The organism is Bacteroides sp. FSHCM14E1, assembly GCF_019633785.1.
Taxonomy (GTDB): Bacteria; Bacteroidota; Bacteroidia; order Bacteroidales; family Bacteroidaceae; genus Bacteroides; species Bacteroides hominis.
The window spans coordinates 12,695-33,843 of the sequence record NZ_JADKYL010000005.1; the positions used below are offsets into that span (position 1 = coordinate 12,695).

Genomic DNA, 21,149 nt, shown 5'->3' on the forward strand with positions numbered 1-21,149 from the left:
ACATTTTTAGAAGTTGAGAACGAACGAATGTGTTTCAAAAAACGTTCGTCTTTTGAAACAGCATTTTTGAGTTTTTTTCGATGAAAAAATGAATATTGTAAAGTAGCTGAACAAAGAACTTTTTTTGCTATATATATATTTGAGAATCAGCAATATAAAATCTTTGATAAAATTTTATCCACTAAATATTTTGTACATTAAAACAGACTCCTTACCTTTGTTCAATCAAACGAACGTTTTTTGAAACAACACCTATATCTTAAGATAAATAACTAATAACAAGACCCTTACACTTCAAGATTCTCCCTTTAAGCTAAAAAAACTCCGATATTCTTTTATATTTATATTTTTTTATACAAACTTTATCCTTTCATAAATTCATTTAATAACTAACATTATGGAAGAAAAAAAGTAGTTATCTCATTGAATGATAACTTAGTAACCATCGAAGTAAATGGAAAAGTAATCTTTGCGGGTAAAGCCGACTTGCAATTCAGCCTCAATCAAAAGGTTAGAGAACCACTACGCATCACAAAAGGCAAAGGAAAGCTAATGGAGGCACTTACCGAAAGCTTTATCAAAGGCGGAATCAACAGCATGGAAAACAGACCCATTGAAGAACTACAGGAAACAATAAAAGAATATCTCACCTTTGAATATCAGCGCAAAGGCATTGCTACAGAGCCTAATAAACGTTCTTTTCTATCAGAGCTGAAAAAATATGCCAGAGCATTCCGGAAAAAGCGAGATAAAAGCGAATAACCGATTGTTAAAATCCTGTAAAAGTCCCTTTCTAAAGTACTTTTACAGGATTAGTCTATTCAAAACTTATTACCGTACTTTGCCACGGGTAAAAATAAAAGCCCGACAATAACTCATTAATAAACTTAAAAAAATCAATTATGAAAAAGAACAGGAAAGCAGTATCGAAAAACGAAATGATGAAAGGAAAATGGAAAAGACAAATCATGCTCGAAAAGGACTACACAGAACAGTGCTCCGAATGGATGGCAGAACGACTGGAAGCCCTCATAGAATATATGCAATATGGACATGCAGCCGTAGCTTATATGAAACAGGACGGAACATTCAAACTGGTGAAAGGAACATTGGTGGGATACGAAAAAGATTTCGGAAAGCAGTATGATCCGATGGAAATAAAAAACACAGTGGTCTACCGGGATGTGGAGCAACAAAGGTGGATGACCTTCAAAATAGAGAATTTCATGGAATGGAGAGCGATCGTATAGGAGAATCTTTCAGTGACCAATTAATCAGTAACATAACAACTTAACAATTATGGCAACAACATACGATGGAATAAATTACTTTCCAATAGCTGTGAATTTTATGGAAGAGAACGCAATGGAGGTAATAGAAGCAAAATATGGCATGAAAGGACTCGCGATTGTACTGAAACTCCTATGCAAAATATATAAAGAAGGATATTATATTCCGTGGGGTGAGGAACAATGCCTTATTTTCGCCAACAAGACGGGAAAAGAGGCAGACGCAGAAGAGGTGCAGGGGATTATCAAGATAATGATCGAGAAAGGAATGATAGACAGGGGAAGCTATGCGGAACATAAAGTACTGACCTCTGAAGCAATACAAAAAGTATGGATAGAGGCAACCAAGCGAAGAAAGAGGAACTGGACAGCCATGCCTTATCTACTGATAAAACCGAAAGAGACATGTAATGAAGAAAAGACCGTCTGCACGCAAAATGTAGAGCAGGATGCAGGCTCTGATGCAAAAAATGCATGCAATACCGAACAAAGTAAAGTAAAGCAAAGTAGAGAATTTCCCCCCTCAGCTCCCCCAAGGGGGAAGGAAGAGGAAGTCAATGCTACGCCGGTCAGTATGCCCGGATACGCATTTAATACAATGACACACAACTACGTGGGATTAATGGGAAACCTGGAACGATTCGGAATAACAGACGAAAAAGAGATCGAAGCAATCCTGCGACTGTCAGATTACGGGAGAAAAGGAACCCCTGTATGGAAACTGATTTGCAGCACGAACTGGAGTAACATCGGAGCAAAAGGAAAATACATGATCGCAGCGTTGAACCGGGCAAAGAAAAGAAGCGGAACCTAAAAAGAACTTTTCTGACAAACAGTACATTTTTATATTCTGGAAAATACTGTTTGCTTGCAGTCAATTAAAGAATGCAGCTGTTTTCCTCCGGAAACGGGCACTGATTCTCAAGGGATTGAAAAGCGATTCAAAAAGCACTAATACGAAGTTAAAATCGTGACTTCAGGAAGTTAACTTCCCGAAGATACGATTTTAACTTCGTAAAATTATGATATTAACTTCGTAAACAACAAGATGTTAACTTCGTAAACGGCATCATCCGGACATCAAAGCAATTAAAAAAGATTGTCAGACTATAGTATTTCAGTCAGTTGCCAGACTTGTATGTGACGAATCCCTTCTTTGGAGGGCAATGTGGTATCGTCCATAGAAACGACCCACTTTTCATAATTGTCTTGTATCATCTCCAGCGTGTTGTACATTTGCTCCACTTGAAAATCATCATTGAGCAGAGGTGCACATTGCAAATACACAATGCGGTCTTTCTTCCTGCCAACGAAATCGACCAGTTTGCCTCCTCGAAGCACACCTACAAAAACGGTATATCCGGCACGCCGCAGTTCCAGATAAACCTGGTTCTCAAAGCAGGATTTTCGGGAACCGGCAAAAAAAGGATACAGATGGCGCATAAATGCCCAATCGTTAATATAGTATTTGCAGCTACCCAGAAGAATCTCTTTACTGCGGATCTGATAACGTTCCACGCGATGAATCAGAGAGGTGTCTTCCAGATAACAGATATAATTGGCGACCGTATCATAACTCGTCTTCCGGTTCTGGGCAGCAAAGTGACTGACCAGCTGACCGATGGTAATCAACTCAGCGAGATGGGTGCACAAATAGACGAACACATCTTCGAGCAGGCGAGCATCCTTAATCCGATGTCGGCGGATGATATCACGAAACAGAATCGTATCGCGGAGAGCGGAAATGGCTTTCCATCCGGCCTCCGCATCCGGAAGATTGAAAAGAATGGGTAGTGCCCCCTTACCCATATATTCCGCGTAATTTTTGCCGGTAGCCTCTACCCTCTCCAATATCCTGTGCTCGGAAAAGCTAAAGGGAAATATCTCAAAACTGACGTAATGTCTGGCCAAAAGCTTCTCGGCTTCACCCGAAAGCATATCCTGGTTGGAACCACTGATAAACAGCTCGCAAGTATCTACAAAGTCCTGTGAATGGGAATGGACAAAATGTTCCCAGCCCTCCACTTTTTGTATTTCTTCAATAAAAATATAGACTTTACCTACCGGATGGATTTTCTCACGATAGATAAAAAGCAAGTCGTCCAGATCACGATATCCGGAAAGTACGCCCGAATCTGTGAACTTCTTACTTATATATAGAATGTTCCGTGATGAAACACCATCGGCAATCAACTGATAGATGATCTGCCGCAACAGGCATCCTTTACCTACCCCTCTCTGTCCGGTCAGGACCTTTACAAGGCGGTTACCTACATACCCGAATATACGGTTTGTGTAACTTTTACGGGCAAATTCCACTTTCGGAAGTTTTCCATTCCAGTAGTTGGATGATACCAATTCATCAAATATATCATTCATACACGAATTTATTTAAAATAAAATTCATTATATAAAACAGAATAGATATTTTAATATTAAAAAGCATAATATTCATTTCTATTTTAATAAATTACAGCAAAGATAAGTTTTTTCCGTTGAAAAAAGAAAATAATTCAGCAGATAGATTGCCCGTTCTTATGAAAATACCGAATATTGCATCGTCAAAAAGATTATAAACTCAAAACAATAGACATGAAAAAAGCTCTTATTTCAGGTATTACCGGACAGGATGGTTCATTCCTCGCCGAGTTTCTTCTTCAGAAAGGTTACGAAGTACACGGCATCCTGCGCCGTTCATCTTCTTTCAATACAGGCCGGATCGAACACTTGTACTTTGATGAATGGGTGCGCGATATGAAACAGAAACGTACAGTCAACCTGCACTACGGAGATATGACCGACTCAAGTTCACTGATCCGCATCATCCAGCAAGTACAACCCGACGAGATATACAACCTGGCGGCACAAAGCCACGTAAAAGTATCGTTCGACGTACCGGAATATACCGCTGAGGCGGATGCACTCGGTACATTGCGTATGCTTGAAGCTGTCCGCATCCTGGGACTGGAAAAACAGACACGCATCTACCAGGCTTCCACTTCCGAACTCTACGGAAAAGTACAGGAAGTGCCGCAAAGCGAAACGACTCCGTTCTATCCGCGTTCTCCGTATGGAGTAGCCAAGCAATACGGTTTCTGGATCACCAAGAACTATCGTGAAAGTTACGGAATGTTTGCCGTAAACGGTATCTTATTCAATCACGAGAGTGAACGCCGTGGCGAGACTTTCGTAACCCGTAAAATCACGCTGGCAGCAGCACGCATCGCACAAGGCGAACAGGATAAATTATATTTGGGTAACCTGGATGCCAAGCGTGACTGGGGCTATGCCAAAGATTATGTAGAATGTATGTGGCTGATCCTGCAACATGACGTACCCGAAGATTTCGTAATCGCTACCGGCGAAATGCATACCGTCCGCGAATTCTGTACACTGGCATTTGCCGAAATAGGCATCAACCTGCGTTGGGAAGGCGAAGGCGTCAATGAGAAAGGAATCGACACGGCCACCGGCAAAGTACTGGTAGAGGTCGACCCGAAATACTTCCGCCCTGCCGAAGTGGAACAATTGCTCGGTAACCCAACCAAAGCCAGAACCGTATTGGGATGGAATCCATGCAAAACACCATTCCCGGAACTGGTAAAAATCATGGTACGCCACGATATGGCCAAAGTGAAAAGAATGATTGCGACTAAACATGATTGACAGAATGGATAAAAACGCAAAAATTTATGTAGCCGGACACCACGGACTGGTGGGTTCGGCTATATGGAAAAACCTGCAGGAAAAGGGGTATACGAATCTGGTGGGACGCACACATAAGGAACTGGACTTATTGGACGGTGCGGCCGTAAAGCAGTTTTTTGATGAGGAAATGCCGGAGTACGTGTTTTTGGCTGCCGCTTTTGTCGGAGGGATCATGGCCAATAGTATCTACCGTGCGGACTTCATCTATAAGAACTTACAGATACAGCAGAACGTAATCGGAGAAAGTTTCCGGCATCAGGTGAAAAAACTGCTCTTTCTGGGAAGTACCTGCATCTATCCGCGGGATGCCGAACAGCCGATGAAAGAGGACGTCTTGCTCACTTCTCCACTGGAATATACCAATGAACCTTATGCCATAGCCAAAATAGCCGGACTGAAAATGTGCGAAAGCTTCAACCTGCAATATGGAACGAACTACATCGCCGTGATGCCGACCAACCTGTATGGGCCGAACGATAACTTTGACTTGGAACGCAGTCATGTGCTGCCTGCCATGATCCGTAAAAATCACTTGGCACATTGCCTGAAAAAAGGAGATTGGGAAGCTGTGCGTAAAGACATGAACCTGCGTCCGGTGGAAGGCATCAGTGGTGCCAACTCTAACGAAGAGATCCTGCAAATCCTCCGGAAATATGGTATTACTGAAAAAGAAGTGACACTTTGGGGAACCGGGACACCGCTACGCGAGTTTCTTTGGAGTGAAGAAATGGCCGATGCCAGCGTATTCGTAATGGAACATGTGGACTTCAAGGATACCTACAAAGCCGGAACAAAAGATATCCGCAACTGCCACATCAACATAGGTACCGGAAAAGAAATAACGATCCGCGAACTGGCAGAACTGATTGTAAGCACAGTCGGCTATCAGGGAAAGCTGACTTTCGACAGCAGTAAGCCGGACGGAACCATGCGAAAACTTACCGACCCGTCGAAATTGCACAACCTCGGATGGCATCATAAGATCGATATTGAAGAGGGGGTACAAAGAATGTACGAGTGGTATCTGGGATAATTATTCACCACAGAGGGCACAGAGGACACAGAGTTTTAAAATAGAAAAAAATAAAACTCTATGTCCTTCGTGTTATCCCGTGATGAATACAATGAAAGCTGCAAAAGAAAAATTTAAATAGCTTCTAAGTTTTCAAATTTCAATTAAATGGCTATATTTGCACAATTTATCATCAAATGTGCAAAAAACAATGGAACAAAGTTTTATAGCTTACATTGAAAACAGTATCAAAAACAATTGGGATCTGGATGCCCTGACAGATTATAAGGGTGCCACCCTACAGTATAAAGACGTAGCCCGCAAAATAGAAAAGCTCCACATCATCTTTGAAGAAAGCGGAATCCGCAAAGGAGACAAAATAGCCGTTTGCGGGAGAAATAGTTCCCATTGGGGAGTTACTTTCCTCGCGACTCTCACTTATGGAGCGGTTATCGTCCCCATCTTACACGAATTCAAAGCTGATAACGTACACAACATCGTCAATCACTCGGAAGCCAAACTCCTGTTTGTAGGAGACGTGGTCTGGGAAAACCTCAATGAGTCTGCCATGCCGTTGCTCGAAGGTATCCTGATGATGAACGATTTTACGTTACTGGTATCACGTAGCGAACGACTGACTCACGCACGTGAACACCTCAACGAAATGTTCGGGAAGAAATTCCCCAAAAATTTCCGTAAGGAACATATCGAATATCATAAGGATCAGCCCGAAGAACTGGCTGTTATCAACTATACCTCGGGAACCACCAGCTATTCAAAAGGTGTAATGCTCCCCTATCGCAGCTTATGGTCGAATACGACTTTCGCTTTCGAGGTACTTCCACTGAAAGCAGGTGATAAGATCGTATCCATGCTGCCGATGGCACACATGTACGGACTGGCTTTCGAGTTCCTGTATGAATTTGCGGTAGGTTGCCAGATTTACTTCCTCACCCGCATGCCGAGCCCGAAGATTATCTTCCAGGCGTTTGCCGACGTGAAACCCAATCTGATCGTGGCTGTTCCGCTGATTATTGAAAAGATCATCAAGAAGAGCGTACTTCCGAAGTTGGAGACTCCTACCATGAAGCTGCTGCTTAAAGTGCCGATTATCAATGATAAGATTAAAGCAACGGTACGCGAAGAGATGATAAAAGGCTTTGGCGGCAACTTTGAAGCTGTCATTGTAGGTGGAGCCGCCTTCAACCAGGAGGTGGAACAATTCCTGAGAATGATCGACTTCCCTTATACAGTGGGCTATGGTATGACCGAGTGTGGTCCTATTATTTGTTACGAAGACTGGAAACGCTTCAAACCGGGTTCATGTGGAAAAGCTGCACTCAACATGGAGGTGAAAGTCCTTTCGCCCGACCCGGAGAATGTGGTAGGCGAAATTGTTTGCAAAGGGCCGAACGTAATGTTGGGTTACTACAAAAATGAAGAGGCTACCGCCCAGGTGATCGACAAAGACGGCTGGCTGCATACCGGTGACCTCGCTTTGGAAGATGCCGAAGGAAACATCACAATCAAGGGACGTAGCAAAAACATGTTGCTCAGTGCCAGCGGACAAAATATCTATCCGGAGGAAATAGAAGATAAACTGAACAACCTGCCATACGTGGCCGAAAGTATTATCGTACAACAAAACGACAAACTGGTAGGATTGGTTTATCCGGATTTTGACGAAGCCTTCGCGCATGGCTTGAAGAATGAAGATATGGAACGGGTAATGGAGGAAAACCGGATTACCCTGAATGAAATGCTCCCGGCTTATAGCCAGATTTCGAAAATGAAAATCTATCCGGAAGAGTTTGAAAAGACTCCGAAAAAGAGTATCAAACGCTTCTTGTATCAGGAAGCCAAAGGTTAAAAATAATTTCTATTTTCATTAAAAAGACATCGATTACGCAGATTTGCATAGATTTTAATAGGATAATCCGTGCAAATCTGCGTAATTTGCGTTTTAAAAACTTAGCTTATGAAGAAAATCATTCTTGTTGCAGCTCTTCTTTCGGCTGCAGTCTGTCTGCCTGCACAGAATAAAGGCGGAAATAAAAGTGGTGGAATTAATCTTTCTTTATGGAAAAAAGCATGTACGCAACCACTTGACAGTACACAGACTACTTATGTCAACCTGGGACTTTTCTCGGCTATGCATAAGTTACATGGTGTAGGTATCAATGCTTTCGGCAGTATGGTGCAAAACGATATGAACGGTGTTCAAATCTCCGGGCTCGCCAATCTTGCCGGAGGAAGTATGCGTGGCGTACAAATTGGAGGTATCAGTAACGTAAATGGTAACGACCTGGCAGGATTGTCCGTCTCGGGACTCGTAAATATTACGGGAAATAAAGCGAAAGGCGTATTGATTACCGGCTTAAGCAATATCGCCGGAGACAATACACGCGGATTGATGATCAGTGGTATCATGAACATCACAGGTGATAAAGCCGCAGGTGTACAACTGGCAGGCCTTGCCAACGTAACCGGTGAGGAATATGACGGACTTATGATGTCGGGACTGCTGAATGTAGTGGGAGAAAAAATGAATGGGTTGCAGCTCTCCGCACTCGCCAACGTGACCGGCGGCCAAATGAACGGAGCACAATTGGGGTTGTTCAATTTTGCGTCGAAAGCGAAAGGATTGCAAATCGGACTTTTCAATTATTATAAAGATGACATGAAAGGGCTCCAATTGGGACTGGTCAATGCAAATCCGCAAACCAAAGTACAATTAATGGTATTTGGAGGCAACAGAACCAAAATCAATGTAGGTGCCCGCTTTAAGAACAAACTCTTCTACACTATACTCGGTGGAGGTACACATTATCTCGATTTCAATGACAAATTTTCTGCAGCTTTATTCTACCGGGCAGGTCTCGAACTTCCTCTCTACAAAAATCTGTTTGTAAGTGGCGATTTAGGCTTTCAGCACATCGAAACTTTCCGGAATAAAAAAGTAGAGGGTATTCCGGCGCGTCTCTATGCCTTACAGGCACGCCTCAATCTGGAATATCGGTTTACGGATAAATTCGGTTTATTCGTAACCGGCGGTTATGGTGGCAGCCGTTACTATAATAAAGCCAAGACTTATGACAAGGGACTGATCGCTGAAGCGGGAGTGGTTCTGTTCTAATTGATTTACCACAGAGTCCCACAGAGGAATAATTTAAATATAAACTCTGTGGGACTCTGTGGTGAACCTGATCAGACCTTCTCCTTGATCAACCCGATCCGATAAGCTACCAATAACTTCTTTAAATCCTGAATTTGCGTTACCAGCTCTTTCCCCTTATCGGTATCTTTCACCATCATCCGCTGTGAATTGAATTCAATAACAAAAGTAGTCGACTTAATGTCCTGCCCCTCCTCTATTGCCTTCTGAGTAGACTGGAAAGGTTCATGCTGGACCAACTGCAGCCCATGCGAATGATATACCAGCGTATATCCGGCAATACCAGTCTCCGGTTGATAGGCTTTTGAAAAGCCGCCATCGATCACCAATAATTTTCCACCTGCTTTCATGGGTTGTTCCCCTTTTATGGTTTTTACCGGCACATGCCCGTTGATAATATGAGTATGCTGTCCCGTCACTCCGAATTCTTCAAGAATACGGTCACAGATTTCTTCTTTATTACGCAACGCATAATAATATCCTTTCGTCTCTTTATGCAAACTTTTGTCCGCAATGAAATAACGTTCAAAAGTAGCCATCTTATCTTTATCGAACGAGGGAGCATCCGGACCACACCACAGATACCAGATATAATCCATCGCAAAGCGTTTCTCCTCTTCGTCATCTTCATCAAAATAAGCCGTACGGATTAGCTGATCGATCTTATCCAGCAAATTCTTTCCCCAATATTCTTTTCCGCAGATATTCACATGTTTGAAACTTCCATCTTCGTTGAGAGGCACAGAGGCATGATAAAGCAGATTGGAATTGCACACCAGATACATACCTCCATAGGTAAAGAGACAACGCATATGCTTCTTCAACTTCTCACTATTCATAAACGAATAGTGTATCTTTTCGATCAACTCCTGTTCTTCATCACTCAGGCGATAAGGGTCTGCCGGATCGACCGTGGGGAAGTTTGTGTCACGCAACGAATATTCTTTGCCCTCATAAACAAATACCCCCCGTTCAAAATCGATTTTCTCAAGTAGTTTGCGGCCTTCCATACCAAACTCCGGACGACGATTGATGATGCCTGCCTCCAGCTTAAACTGAATGATAGTGATGGCTTTATGCATCTGGGTAATCAACCTCAAGGTCTTTTCATTATAAGTAGAATCGGCAAAATTGGTCTTAGGTGCAAAAATAGTGCAGGGATCATCTGCGTAAGTATCCATCGCAAAAGTAGCAAGCGGCAAAAGATTAATGCCATAACCGTCTTCCAATGTCCCGAGATTACCATATCGCATGGAAAGGCGAATGACATTGGCCATGCACGCTTCATTTCCCGATGCCGCTCCCATCCAGAGAATATCGTGATTTCCCCATTGGATATCGAAATTGTGATAATCGCACAAAGTATCCATAATGATATGGGCACCCGGACCACGGTCGTAGATATCGCCAACGATATGGAGTGAATCGATCGTAAGACGCTGTATCAGATTGCACATGGCTATGATAAAATCGTCGGCACGACGGGTTGAAATGATAGTACTGATAATCACATTGATATAAGCATGCTTATTGGGCTCGATAGTTGACTCGTGAAGTAATTCCTGAATGATATAGGAGAACTCGGCCGGCAATGATTTGCGAACCTTCGAACGGGTATATTTGGAAGATACATTCTGGCACACCTTCACCAGCTGATTGAGCGTGATCAGATACCAATCGTCAATATCTGTTTCGGTAGCTTTTATCAACTGCAGTTTCTCTTCCGGATAATAAATAAGGGTACAAAGCTCTTTCTTCTCAATTTCACGGAGAGTGTGGCCGAAGATCTCGTTTACTTTCCGCTTTACGGCTCCCGAAGCGTTCTTCAGCACATGCTGGAAAGCTTCATATTCGCCATGTATATCAGTCAGAAAGTGTTCGGTTCCTTTAGGGAGATTCAAAATAGCTTCAAGATTGATAATTTCGGTACTGGCGGCGGCAATGGTCGGGAAGCTGCGTGAAAGCAGCTGCAGATAACGCAGATCGGCAACGATACTTTCGGGGGTTATATTACTTTGAGCAGTCATATGATTTACGATTTAACGATTTACAATTTTAAAATTCACCCTAAAATGATTACAGAAGAAACATGAGCAACACCTGGGCTATAATGACGCGGAGGAACATACTCAACGGATAAACCGTAGCATAAGCTACCGACGGATTATCCCCGGGAATGGTATCATTGGCATAGTTCAGCGCCATCGGATTGGCCATACTGCCACATAACATGCCGGAAACGCTACCAAAGTCGATCTTCATAATCTTAAAAGCAAAGAAACCCACAAGCACAGTAGGCACAACGGTCAGACCGAAGCCAAGGCCGATCCACAAAAGACCTTCGGGACGAAAAACCGTATCGAAGAAATGGGCACCTGCATCCAATCCCAGGCAGGCAAGGTAAAGTGACAATCCCAAAGCACGCAGCATCAGATTGGCACTACGGGTGGTATAAGTAATCATATGCAAACGGGGACCGAAAGTTCCGATCAGGATACCCACAATGATAGGTCCGCCCGCCAATCCGAGGCGAATAGGTGTACTGATACCGGGAATTGAAAACGGCACGGCACCCAGAGCCAATCCCAGGATAATACCTACAAACACAGCCACAAGATTGGGTTCTTTCAAGCTTTTAATAGCATTTCCAAGTACCTTTTCCACATTCTGAATGGCAGCAGCTTCACCGACTACTGTCAGGCGGTCACCCAACTGCAATGTCAGTTCGGGAGTAGCCAACAACTGCACACCCGAACGGTATACACGGCTGATATTGATTCCGTAATGATTACGAAGACGAAGAGCTCCCAACTTTTTCCCGTTCAACTCTGGACGGGTAACGACAATGCGTTGTGAAATCAACTGGCTGTCGATGGCATTCCAGTCGATATCTTCTTTATTCCAATCCGTATTCTCTTGCTCACCAAACAACACGGTAAGCGCTAACGCATCTTTTTCGGAAGTAACAACCAACAGGCGGTCACCCTCTTTTATGATCTTTTCGGATGTGGGAATACTGACATTACCGTCTCTCCACAAGCGGGAGATAACAAATTTGGGATAGCTCATGTGAGCGATATCTTTAATGCTTTTATCAAAAATAGCGGGGTTGTGTACCTGGAAAGCGGCAATATAAGTTTTGTTGGCATCATCTTTCTCCTTCACTTCAAGGTCTTCACGACGCACTAACAGTTTACGAATCAGCAGAACAGCCAGAATGACTCCGATCACTCCAAGAGGATAGGCCACTGCACATCCCAGAGCAGGTGTACTGCTTTCAAGTCCCATCTGTTTCAGTGTCTGCTGGGCTGCACCCAAAGCCGGGGTATTGGTCGTGGCACCGCACAGGATACCAACCATATTGGGCAATGAAACTTCTGTGGTATAACTGCAAACAACCGTAAGAAGAGTGCCCAGAATCACCACGGCAATAGCAAGCATATTGAGGGTAACTCCTCCCTTACGGAATGAACTAAAGAATCCTGGACCAACCTGTAACCCTAAGGCATACACAAAAATAATAAGTCCGAAACTCTCGGCGTAGTTCAGCATCTGCGGATCTATGGACAATCCGAAATGTCCGGCCAGAATGCCGGCAAAAAAAACAAAAGTAACGCCAAGTGAAATGCCACAAACATGAATTTTGCCCAATCCAAGCCCAATGGCGGAAATCAGGGAAAGAACGACAACTGCCTGCAAAGCAGAATGTTCGATAAAGAGACTATATAACCACTCCATGTGAATAATTTACCAATGTATCCATAAGCCAATGCATCCGTGAAACGCATAAGGATACATTAGCGTCCGCAAAGATAGCAACTATTTACGACCTCACAAAGCTTTTATTCACCCACTTCATCCCATACCAGCGACGGACAAAAATAATTCCTCGAATGTTCTCGTCGAGAGCAAAAGCAACCCACATACCGCAAATGCCCCAGGCCCAGTAAATTCCAAATAAATAACCGACACCGACAGCAACACTCCACATCACAATCAACCCGACATAAAAAGGATAATTCACATCACCCGCTGCACGAAGGGCGTTCGTCGCAAAAATATTAATGGGACGGCCTATTTCAAGTACCACATCAATCAGCAATACAATCACTCCCATACGGATAATTTCGGGATTGGAAGTCAGCCAACTCAATAGAGTGTGGCCTGAAGCCGCAATAATACATGAAAGAATCAAAGTAATCATTACCGACTTCTTCATCACATATTTCCCAAGCAGAAATGCTGCATGGGCTTTCTTCTCCCCTATCAGATGCCCGATACAGATAGCACCTCCCTGTGCCATGGATATACTGAATAAATAGACAAACATAATGATATTGACACAATAGGTGCGGGTAGCCAACGCTTCGACTCCAAGCATGTTAATGAAAAAAGTAATGACTACCTGCGATGAACTGTATGAAAGTTGCTCACCTGCAGAGGGCAGACCAACCCGCATCAAATTTTTCAGCTCTACAAAAGGGAAAGGACGGAAATAAGCCAAAGGGAAACGATGGATATGTTTGCGGAACAGAATAATAAACAGAATAACCATAGACACTCCCCTGCTGAAAGCAGTAGAGATTGCAGCCCCTTCTACCCCGAGTTCGGGAAAACCGAACTTACCAAAAATCAGCGAATAATTACCGATGATATTAAGAATATTGATTACCACTGTTACCAACATCGGATATATAGCTTTATTGGCACTGCGTAAAGAAGCTGAAAGTGTAAGAGAAATGGCCTGAAAAAAGGCGAAAGCACCCACGATACGCATATAATCCATACCGTCAGCCATCAGTTCGGGTCCCAACCCCATCCATTGCAGAATGGTTCGAGCCATCGTAAACAGAAACACACTGATAATCCCTCCAACCAATAAATTAACAAGTAACGACACACCTACCACCTGTACCACTTTCTTTTCGAGCCTCGCACCAAGATACTGCGAACAGAGCACGGACGTACCCAAATTGATCACTTCAAACACCAGGAAAGTCAGCATGATAATCTGATTGACAACTCCGACCGCAGCTACACTGTTATCAGAATGGCGGCTCAGCATAATGGTGTCGACCGCTCCCAGCATCATTATCAGTAATGTTTCAATAAAAATCGGAGCGGCCAGTTTTGCCAAGCGCCTCTTTATGCTCTCCTGTTGAATTCTGTGTGTCATTTTACCTTAATCCTTTTCGGGCTGCAAAGATATTTAAAAACACTGAAAAAGCGGATTGACATATATCAAGAATATATCAATCCGCCTACAATTATTTCAATAAAGGTTCGGGTTATCTCACTCCTGTAAAGTCAACATAATTATCATGTCCGTCCAAGTATCCGCTCAGTACATTCCCCCTGATCCAGACATCATCCAGATAGGAAACATCACCGGGACCATAGACCATCCGGAGAGAATATTGAGAACGGTCTTCCCAATTCCAGGTAAAAGAGTACACCGATTCGGAATAACGTCCATTGGGATATTCCACACGAATATAATCTTCACCATGACGGTCCAGATAAAAATTCAACTCCTGATAACAATAGTTTCCGTCAGCATCATAAAACGTATCTGCCCAGGTACGACTGCAAAGATCGAGGGACTTGTTATAATAGGAACCGCCAATGTTATCATCGTCATAAAAGTCATCTATCTCTATCTCACATGAAGTAAGATTTACCATTGCCACTGCCAGCAGAAACAATTTTAAATATTTGAAAGCTAAAGTTTTCATATCGTATAGTTTTTTAGTTATATCAGTTTGATGTGAACAAAAGTAGGGAAACAAATGATCTCAGGAAAAAGAAAAAACCTACATCTTCGGAGGGAATCGCCTAATTAAAAGAGGGAAACAGGAGTAAGAAGACCGAAAGCTCTAAAAAGGACATATCAAACGTTAACAGAAAACGACAATTCGCTAAATAACGTTACAAAATGGAGATTTATATCCGAATAATTTGCAGATATAATCCAAATCCGTACATTTGCAATGTGTTTTTCATAGTATTAGATTTAAGGTTAACAAAGATTGGTTGCTCGTGAGAGTAGCCTTTTTTTATATCCGATAATCTGCACTCCCACCCTTTATATATAATTCCGGTTACATGCATTGAGAACTATGACTCATAAATCTGATTATTATACCTAATAAAAGGTATTGAACGCAAACCTGAAACTCGCTAATTTTGCAACCATTCATACTAAACATACGAAATGGACGTGCGTAAAACCTGTATCTTATTGCTTTTAATTTCCGGAATGGCTATTGAGCTATATGCCCAACAGTCCCAAAGAGTCAGCGGACAAATATGGAGCATGGCAGCAGACGCAAAAGAAAAAGAGTCCTTACCTTACGCCAGCGTTCTCGTCATCAACGAAAAAGATTCTACGCTTGTTAAAGGCACGACAAGCAACGCAAATGGGAAGTTTAGCCTCCGGTATCCTGCGTACAAAGATAAACGCTATTTATTGAAAGTTTCTTATACAGGAATGCAACCAGTATTCCATAAGTTAACAGAAAATGTTCCTGACATTCATCTGGAAAACATTGTACTGAAAGAGGGTATCGAACTGGATGAAGTAACAGTTACCGCACAAGTACGTGAAATAGAGCAGATAGGCGATACTACCATAATCAATGCGTCTGCTTATAAAACACCGGAAGGTAGTTATCTGGAAGATCTCGTAAAACGTATTCCCGGGTTGGAATACAACAGCAAAGATAAAACTCTGGTCTATAATGGTCTGCCCATTACTGAAATCAACGTTAACGGTGAAGCCTTTTTTTCCGGAAATAACAGTCTGGCATTGGAAAATTTACCGGTAGAACTGATCAATAAAATAAAGGTATACGATAAAAAAAGTGATCTGGAAAAAATGACAGGAGTCAGTAGCGGAAAAGAAAATTATGTCTTAGACCTGCAAACCAAAAAAGAATTCAACAGCACTTTGCTGGCATCGGGTAAAGCCGGACTGGGCAACTATAATAAGAAGGACCTTGAATTATTAGGTAACTACTTTAAAAAAGGCGGTGAGAACCTTTCACTGATCGTCCGTTCGGGTAACCGTAACATGACAACCAGTTACAAGGACAATATACAGGATAACATAGCACTTAACTTTGTGAAAAGATTCGGCAAAAATTTGACCATTAATGGTAATACGACTTATAATCATAACAATAACGGTAATAAATCGGCCGGATACTATGAACAATACCTGAGTACGGGAAATAAATACCAATATTCTGCCGGTGAAAGTACAAACCGAAACCATACCATAAACTCTATGCTTGCCCTGTGTTGGCAAATAAACGAAAAGACCTTTGTGAGCTTCTCCGGCAATCTGAACTCAGGTAGAGGGAACAACACCAATAACAACCGGCAAGCCGCATTCGACGAAAATCCCAATCTCGAAACATCCGACCCTTTCGGCAATATCGGTAATATCCCCGATGATATGCGACTCAACGATATAACAATGAATTCATTATCTACAGACAAGCGCCTCCAATATACTTTCAATGCCAACATCACGCGCCAAATAAACCGAAAAGGAAGCAGCCTCAGCCTGATGGCACAATATAGTGACAGCAAAGGTAAAAATGAAAGTTTCACTATTTCGTCAACCACCTATTACCGATTGGAAAATAGCTTAGGGAATGACTCGGTTCTCTATCGGAATCAATATCAGCGAAGCCCTAACGGAAACCGGAATCAGAATATCGGACTGATATTCACTCACCCTTTTACAAAAAAGGTTCAAATGCAGCTCTCTTACAATTTGAACTATAGCAAACAGCAGAGCGACCGTAACACTTATAACCTATCCGGTCTGACGGATGAAACAACAGATCCTCCCGGCTATCTGCCTCCGCAGTATGAAACCGGATATACCGACAGCCTTAGTAACCGAAGCCACAGTCGCACACTCGGACACGAAGTCTCTTTCCATATAAACTACTCCACCCGGGTATGGAACATTGTTACCGGACTATCGATTCAGCCTGAGCAACGCAGTCTGGATCAGAAGACAGGGCTGAGACAAGCTGATACTACCATGTATTCAGTCGGATTCCGACCGACATTCACCATTCTGTGGAAAAAAGGGAAAAGTCTGATACGCTTGAACTATCGGGGAGATACCCGACAACCTTCCCTACCCGACTTGCTTTCACTGACCGACAATAGCGACCCGCTAAATATCACACGCGGCAATCCTGACCTGAAGCCCTCATATAGCCAATCTGTCCGTTTGGAAGCACAAAACATCCGAAAAGGTATATTCGCTACATTGAACTGGCAAAACGAGGTAAACAGCCAGACCCGTACCATTACTTATAACCGGCAAACGGGAGGGCGAGAGAGTTATCCGGTAAACATAAATGGTAACTGGAACATCCATGGAACACTACGTTACCAGAAACGCATCCGTAGTTTTAATATTTCGGCCGTCGGAGGAGGATCTTTTATCCAAAATGTCGGTCTCATCAATGAAGGGGAAAGTGAACAACCGGACTACAGTACTACCCATAACACCGGACTGAACGCAAATTTACGACTGGGATACTTCCCTAAATGTGGAAGTATCGACCTGAATGGGAGCTGGCGCTTTCAACACTCTTCCAATTCATTGCGGCAGACAAATACGTACACCCGTAACTATTCTCTGGGATTCAATGCCTATGCCGATTTACCCGGCAACATACAATTAAAAACCGATGCGACCTATACTTTTCGTAATGGTACAAATATCCGGAAGGGAGAAGACGACCAGATAGTATGGAATACAGGTATCACCTGGCGCTTCCTGAAAAAAAAGCAGGCCGAATTATCAGTCTATTGGGCAGACATGCTGAATCAAAAGAAAAACTACAGCCGAAGTACAACATCGAGTGGTTTTTCCGAACACCACACCCAACAAATAGGAAGTTATTTTATAATCTCGATGAAATACCGCTTTAACCGTCCTCTATACAAGCAGTAATAGCACAATTCTTTTTAACATAAATATCTTCTATAAAAAGTCATCTTATAAAATACAAACTACAACAACCAATAAAATATATTTATATTAAAAAGTTTACTATTAAACTTCAACAGCAGAATACCCATAAATGGGTATTGTACATATTTTAAACCGCATATAACTTTGTAACCGGATTAAAACAAATATTAATTATCAAAAAACCCATCATTAAACAATGAACAAAATTCAAACGTATATTAGCACGTTTATAGCAGTTTCCGGTATATATTTCACTTCATGTACTAACGATAACAACATTGATTGGAATGGAGTGGAAGTGACAAATACTGAACTAAGAACTATCTTGCAACAAAAAGGATATACCTTTAATGCAGAAGGCAAACTGGTACAGGATGATAAAGTAAAAAGTACAACTTCGCTTGATCTATCGGGCACCAAAATTGCTAATCTATCGGGACTGGAAGTATTGCCTAACCTTGCTGAAATTAATCTATCGAACAATGAGTATGGCCCCGTTTTCGACTTCTCCGCATTGCCCAAAAACATTACTGCGATTGATTTATCAGGTAATAAAATATATGATTTTAAAGGTTTGGTAGATGTGAAAATGGTAAATGATGAAATGAGCACTACTGTCTTACATCCACTCACCAAATTTTATTTACCGGAAACGGCCAAATACAATATAGAGGATCTGGTTCCATTCCATGCCGCCAGTGCAGCCACCGACATGCAGATGCAAAATGCAAACGGAACCCTGCAAGCCTATACCACCTTGCGTGATATTCCCGATGAATACTTCCGCACTTATCTGAAATCGAAGTTTGCAAGCCTGTTTACAAAAGATGGAAACCAGATTGACATTAGTAAGCCAATGGTCCTGACCGAACAAGGCAGCGGCATTAACATAGATGCCTGGTATGCGGATAATGAAAATATACATTCAATTGAAGGATTAGAATATTTTATCAATAATCCTTTCTACAAACCATTCTATGTGCAAGTTGAGTGCATGAATCATTGTTCGGTTGCTTATCTTATGCCTCGTGACAACCTTAAAGCCCTTTTCATTCTGAATGCAGATACCCCTGAGGGCATTGATCTTTCACAATCTGCCAAGTTGGCAAGTTTCGGTTCAAGCAACAACAAATATTTGACAGAACTGGATCTATCAAAAACACTTGTCACCAATCAGGAAGCAACCGACTTTGATAAAACAGTCTCTAATGTACTACATGTATTCGATTGTGAGAATTTAAAAGAAATCAAATTTCCGGAACAGAGCAAAGGGATTGTCTCTCAATTAGAACTGGCCAGCCTGCCTTCATTGAAAAAAATGGATTTAAGCTTTCTCCGCGGTTTTCAGGCTGTCATATTATTGCAACTCGAGAATTGTACCATCACTTATCCCAATTTCCAGTATGTCTATAGTGCAGCGTACGAAACACTAAAGCCACTGGCTGACGCACAGAAAGCCACAATCCTTATTTCAGAAAATGAATTCAAGCAAGAGGCATGTAAAACATTCCTTAGTACTTACAAAAAAAATCTAAATGACTCCGGATACAGAGACTACAGTGATTATGGTGCTTTCCGTTGGACAAAGAAGATTTAACAGCTAACAAGCATATATATATGTGTTATTTTTTATTTTAATTTTAAAACCAATCTTATGTTGAAAAAAGTTTTTATCTGGGGAATAGCTTTATTCGGAATGACAGCTATTTCAAGTAATGTTTCTGCAAGTGCAGCAAGTGACGTATATTCAGTAGCAACTGTTGCCGAAAGTCTGGAAGGTAACTATCAGGGTAACCTGATCCGAGTTTACATGAATGGAGAAAAAAATCCGGTTTATGGAAAGGTTGCCAATGTAACCGATAATGGAGACGGAACAGTCAATATTCATATTGATTCATTCAAAATAGGTTCGATGCCGGGATCGATTACGGTCGACGCGATGGACATCACTGTCCCTGCATCCGGAGGAAACTTCAGCCAGACCTGTGAAAGTGCCGTAAAACTCAAGATCGGTATACTCCCCCTAACCTATGATGCTTTAGTGGAAGGAGAAATTACCGGAAACTACCTGAAGTTTACAGTTACCGTAAATACTCAATATTCAGGTTCACTATTCGAAGCAATTGTTACATTTGAAGGAACAAAGTGAATTTTAGTGGAGCATAAAGTTTTTTATAATATTCTCCACAAAATGAACTAATGTACCATAGGTTGTTTTCTTGTCACAACAACAAGAAAACAACCTTTCATTCATATAAAAAAACAATAACCGAATATTCATTATATAAACCATAAAAAACTATTTTTCAAGATGAAAACAATAAAATTATCCTATATCATTCTTTGCAGTATCTGTTTATTTTTGGCATCCTGTTCATCCGACGAAGAAATAACCAAAGGAGGAGCTTCGGAAGAGCTCGTAAAGAAAGCAAAAGATTTTCTGACCGGAGAAATCGTATTGAATACCCATGCCACCCTGAATGGCGTCAATAAAACATTGCTTGAAAAAGGATGCCCCACCAAATTTAAGTTTGACTGGAGTAATACAGATACAAATACTTTCAGTGTGTCTCTTCTTAATTTCACCGTAGGCAAAATGGGGATGATCATCAACTTTAAATGTGACGTACAAACCATGCAACTCAACACATGGGAAAAAGACGAATATCCGGGTGCAGGCTGGATCAAATTCTATGGTGAGGACGGCTCTACTTGGGGGGAAGAAAAAGACGGCACTCCGGCCAATGCTAAAGGAAGTAGTGTAAAAGGCTATTATAATACCGACACTCACCAGATTAATTTTATTGTGGACTACAACATGATGAACGTTCGCTCGGAGTGTTTCCTGCAAACAATAGACAAGACGCGCATCAACAACTATGAAAAGGAGTTCGCACAATTTGAAAAAGACTTGGAAGAGTATAAGAAGGAACATGGGTTATCATAAACTGTGAATCA

Annotated in this window: 16 protein-coding genes; 11 read left to right on the forward strand and 5 right to left on the reverse strand. The window is 42.0% G+C overall.

Annotated features, from left to right (window positions below):
- Positions 1-423: 423 nt before the first annotated feature.
- The 3 genes from ISX59_RS09505 to ISX59_RS09515 all read left to right on the forward strand — a co-directional run bounded on the left by ISX59_RS09505 (position 424) and on the right by ISX59_RS09515 (position 2,103).
- Positions 424-762: a hypothetical protein gene (locus ISX59_RS09505; protein WP_014298680.1), complete on the forward strand. Its 339-nt coding sequence runs from the start codon at positions 424-426 to the stop codon at positions 760-762.
- 140 nt (positions 763-902) lie between these two features.
- Positions 903-1,250 (forward strand): SH3 beta-barrel fold-containing protein, encoded by a 348-nt coding sequence (locus tag ISX59_RS09510; RefSeq protein ID WP_005786809.1) that lies wholly within the window; start codon positions 903-905, stop codon positions 1,248-1,250.
- Between the two features lie 49 nt (positions 1,251-1,299).
- Positions 1,300-2,103 (forward strand): DUF4373 domain-containing protein, encoded by an 804-nt coding sequence (locus ISX59_RS09515; protein WP_005817123.1) that lies wholly within the window; start codon positions 1,300-1,302, stop codon positions 2,101-2,103.
- A 293-nt stretch (positions 2,104-2,396) separates the two neighbouring features.
- Here ISX59_RS09515 and ISX59_RS09520 read toward each other — a convergent pair whose 3' ends face one another.
- Positions 2,397-3,668: an ATP-binding protein gene (locus tag ISX59_RS09520; RefSeq protein WP_220575845.1), complete on the reverse strand. Its 1,272-nt coding sequence runs from the start codon at positions 3,666-3,668 to the stop codon at positions 2,397-2,399.
- Between the two features lie 213 nt (positions 3,669-3,881).
- Between ISX59_RS09520 and gmd the strand changes: the two genes are divergently transcribed.
- The 4 genes from gmd (at position 3,882) to ISX59_RS09540 (ending at position 9,145) form a co-directional block, all read left to right on the forward strand.
- The gene (gene gmd, locus ISX59_RS09525) at positions 3,882-4,955 is read left to right on the forward strand and encodes a GDP-mannose 4,6-dehydratase (RefSeq protein ID WP_005786803.1); all 1,074 of its coding nucleotides are present in this window, start codon (positions 3,882-3,884) and stop codon (positions 4,953-4,955) included.
- Positions 4,956-4,959: 4 nt separating this feature from the next.
- Positions 4,960-6,030 carry a GDP-L-fucose synthase gene (locus ISX59_RS09530; RefSeq protein ID WP_220575846.1) on the forward strand — a complete coding sequence of 357 codons (1,071 nt, stop codon included), beginning with the start codon at positions 4,960-4,962 and terminating at the stop codon, positions 6,028-6,030.
- A gap of 190 nt (positions 6,031-6,220) precedes the next feature.
- Positions 6,221-7,879: an AMP-binding protein gene (locus ISX59_RS09535; protein WP_220575847.1), complete on the forward strand. Its 1,659-nt coding sequence runs from the start codon at positions 6,221-6,223 to the stop codon at positions 7,877-7,879.
- A 108-nt stretch (positions 7,880-7,987) separates the two neighbouring features.
- Positions 7,988-9,145, forward strand: coding sequence for an LA_2272 family surface repeat-containing protein (locus ISX59_RS09540; RefSeq protein WP_005776596.1), 1,158 nt, complete (start codon positions 7,988-7,990; stop codon positions 9,143-9,145).
- Positions 9,146-9,216: 71 nt separating this feature from the next.
- Here the strand turns inward: ISX59_RS09540 and ISX59_RS09545 are convergent, their stop codons facing one another.
- From ISX59_RS09545 to ISX59_RS09560, 4 genes are all read right to left on the reverse strand, one after another.
- Positions 9,217-11,211: a fructose-bisphosphatase class III gene (locus tag ISX59_RS09545; protein ID WP_005776595.1), complete on the reverse strand. Its 1,995-nt coding sequence runs from the start codon at positions 11,209-11,211 to the stop codon at positions 9,217-9,219.
- Between the two features lie 49 nt (positions 11,212-11,260).
- On the reverse strand, positions 11,261-12,922 hold the full coding sequence (locus ISX59_RS09550) for a putative transporter (protein WP_220575848.1): 1,662 nt from the start codon (positions 12,920-12,922) through the stop codon (positions 11,261-11,263).
- Positions 12,923-13,007: 85 nt separating this feature from the next.
- Entirely contained in the window at positions 13,008-14,360 is a 1,353-nt protein-coding gene (locus tag ISX59_RS09555) for an MATE family efflux transporter (protein WP_220575849.1), read from the reverse strand.
- 112 nt (positions 14,361-14,472) lie between these two features.
- The gene (locus ISX59_RS09560) at positions 14,473-14,919 is read right to left on the reverse strand and encodes a hypothetical protein (RefSeq protein ID WP_005776592.1); all 447 of its coding nucleotides are present in this window, start codon (positions 14,917-14,919) and stop codon (positions 14,473-14,475) included.
- A 479-nt stretch (positions 14,920-15,398) separates the two neighbouring features.
- On the opposite strand from ISX59_RS09560, the gene ISX59_RS09565 reads away from it, so the two are divergent.
- The 4 genes from ISX59_RS09565 to ISX59_RS09580 all read left to right on the forward strand — a co-directional run bounded on the left by ISX59_RS09565 (position 15,399) and on the right by ISX59_RS09580 (position 21,138).
- On the forward strand, positions 15,399-18,170 hold the full coding sequence (locus ISX59_RS09565) for an outer membrane beta-barrel protein (RefSeq protein ID WP_220575850.1): 2,772 nt from the start codon (positions 15,399-15,401) through the stop codon (positions 18,168-18,170).
- 217 nt (positions 18,171-18,387) lie between these two features.
- Positions 18,388-19,788 carry a hypothetical protein gene (locus ISX59_RS09570; RefSeq protein ID WP_220575851.1) on the forward strand — a complete coding sequence of 467 codons (1,401 nt, stop codon included), beginning with the start codon at positions 18,388-18,390 and terminating at the stop codon, positions 19,786-19,788.
- Between the two features lie 57 nt (positions 19,789-19,845).
- On the forward strand, positions 19,846-20,340 hold the full coding sequence (locus ISX59_RS09575) for a calycin-like domain-containing protein (protein WP_044299640.1): 495 nt from the start codon (positions 19,846-19,848) through the stop codon (positions 20,338-20,340).
- 162 nt (positions 20,341-20,502) lie between these two features.
- Positions 20,503-21,138 carry a DUF4903 domain-containing protein gene (locus ISX59_RS09580; RefSeq protein WP_044299639.1) on the forward strand — a complete coding sequence of 212 codons (636 nt, stop codon included), beginning with the start codon at positions 20,503-20,505 and terminating at the stop codon, positions 21,136-21,138.
- Positions 21,139-21,149: the final 11 nt, after the last annotated feature.